Genomic DNA, 2,105 nt, shown 5'->3' with positions numbered 1-2,105 from the left:
TAATCAATTTTTCAGCAACTTCGCTTCCTTTGGGCCATTCAATACCCAAGTAGATATCTTCTGTATTTTCCCGATAGACAATCACATCCAGTTTCTCTGGAGTTTTGTGGGGAGAGGGGGTCCCTGGGTAGTACTTACAGGGACGCACACAGGCATAAAGGTCATTAATTTGCCGCAGGGCGACATTGAGAGAGCGTATACCACCACCCACAGGAGTTGTCAAGGGTCCTTTGATAGCAATGCCGTATTCTTTGATGGCATTTAGGGTGTCTTGGGGTAAATACTGATAAGTACCGTACTTTTCGCAAGCTTCGTCACCGGCGTAGATTTTAAACCAGCTGATGCTGCGCTTGGCACCATAGGCGCATTGGACCGATGCATCAATTACCTTCTGGGCAGCTGGCCAGATATCAACGCCAGTACCATCTCCGCGAATAAACGGAATAATTGGGTTGTCAGGAACAATGGGTTGACCATCCTTGTAGGTAATGGCAGAACCAGTCTGGCAAGGGGAAATTTTCTCGTACATAAAGTAGTTTTAATGAATTTCAGATGGAAGTTGGCAATAGACTTATAGTCAGAAAACTACCAGATCTACTGCACTGGGGTTGAGACATTAAGCTTTTTTGCTGATTAACCCCAGGTAAATGGTAGTTTACGTAAGGTCTATCCATAGGGGGATGGCAAAAACTATACTATAGTTAAGCTTCTCATTAAGATAATTACTACTTTACAGGGCAAGAGTGGCAGAAAGAGCAGGTAGTTGTTGAGCTTTCTTCCCGAAAATTCCCATTTCTGGGTATTAGCATGAGTGAACGTAGTTCAAGTTCAAAGCTTTGATGAAGTTATTACACCATGGCTCAACTGTTTTAAATCAGCCTTTATGCTGAAATAGGGGTTCTATAGCTTAAGTTCTCCTGTAATAGGAAGGTGTTCAACTGTTTTACAACAGTCAGCCAAGGCTGCTTTGTGCAGCGCCATCGCTCCTAAAAAATTGCTTGGGTGATGTGTCAATAGTTAGGGCTTCAACACCGAAACTTACAGTGTTATTAGCATAGATTCTGCCTATGGTCAATCGAATTACGATCAAAAGATATGGTGTATTGTTTGTCTGAGTGGGCCTTTCACAGACTTCCAGCCAGATGGCAGCAGCATCAATTCATGACCAATTGGCAGGAGTGTTTGTAGAAAAGGTGGCTCCAGAAAGAATATGAAAAAGATTTTAGTTGTTGACGATGATAAAACCCTGCTAACTCTTTTGAAGCGCTACCTGGAACATCGAGGATACCAGGTAGAACAAGTGTGTTCGGGAACTGAAGCCTTGGAAGCTTGTCTCAAAAATCCACCGGATTTGGTAGTTTCTGATGTACTGATGCCGGAGATGGATGGGCTAGAGTTTTGCCGTCGTCTGAGAAACATTCCCAATGGTAGGCTGATGCCATTTATTTTTTTGTCTAGCAAAGCAGAATTAGAAGACCGTATTAATGGTCATTCTATGGGAGCAGATGATTACTTAACTAAACCCGTTGCTCCCAGAGAACTAGAGGCAAAAATCGAAGCACTGCTAGAGCGCTCGCACCGTATCCATGCTGAAATTGTTCGGTTGATGCAAGCTACTGCGATAGCTCCTGGCCATCTAGCTAACCAATTCTCAACATCAGCAGCTGTTGATAATTCTAAGACTTTTGCTCAGGTAGGGGCAAAACCTCAACCTCTACCCTTGACACCAGCAGAAGAACGAGTATTTTGGCAAGTTATTCAGGGGCTAACCAACAAAGAAATAAGCGATCGCCTATTTATCAGCCCTCGTACTGTTCAGACTCACCTCAGTAGCATACTCCATAAGTTGAAACTACATAATCGTAGCCAATTGGTGCGCTTTGCCTATGAGCAGGGATACAAACGTCCCAAGGAGTAGACATAAAATGAGCAAAATCGGGTTTATTGGTCAATCTTCATTTTTGACGGAGCTGCCTTGTATTTATACTTCCTACAGACATCAACTGAGCTTGAGAGAGAGAGACAGAGAGAGAGAGAGAGAGAGGGAGAGAGAGAGAGAGAGAGAGACAGAGAGAGAGAGGGGGAGAGAGAGAGACAGAGAGAGA

3 protein-coding genes are annotated in these 2,105 nt (G+C 43.8%); 2 read left to right on the top strand and 1 reads right to left on the bottom strand.

Annotation, left to right across the window (positions count from 1 at the left end; genetic code table 11):
- A partial coding sequence (locus tag F6J94_RS33265; RefSeq protein WP_293048086.1) for an isocitrate/isopropylmalate family dehydrogenase occupies nucleotides 1-529 on the bottom strand: 529 nt, incomplete at its 3' end.
- Between the two features lie 681 nt (nucleotides 530-1,210).
- Here F6J94_RS33265 and F6J94_RS33260 point away from each other — a divergent pair.
- Complete coding sequence (locus F6J94_RS33260) at nucleotides 1,211-1,918, top strand: response regulator transcription factor (RefSeq protein ID WP_293048084.1); 708 nt, start codon at nucleotides 1,211-1,213, stop codon at nucleotides 1,916-1,918.
- A 7-nt stretch (nucleotides 1,919-1,925) separates the two neighbouring features.
- A partial coding sequence (locus F6J94_RS33255; RefSeq protein ID WP_293048082.1) for a hypothetical protein occupies nucleotides 1,926-2,105 on the top strand: 180 nt, incomplete at its 3' end.

The sequence above is a fragment of the Moorena sp. SIO1F2 genome (assembly GCF_010672755.1).
Taxonomy (GTDB): Bacteria; Cyanobacteriota; Cyanobacteriia; order Cyanobacteriales; family Coleofasciculaceae; genus Moorena.
This window is presented reverse-complemented; position numbering and strand designations above follow the sequence as displayed.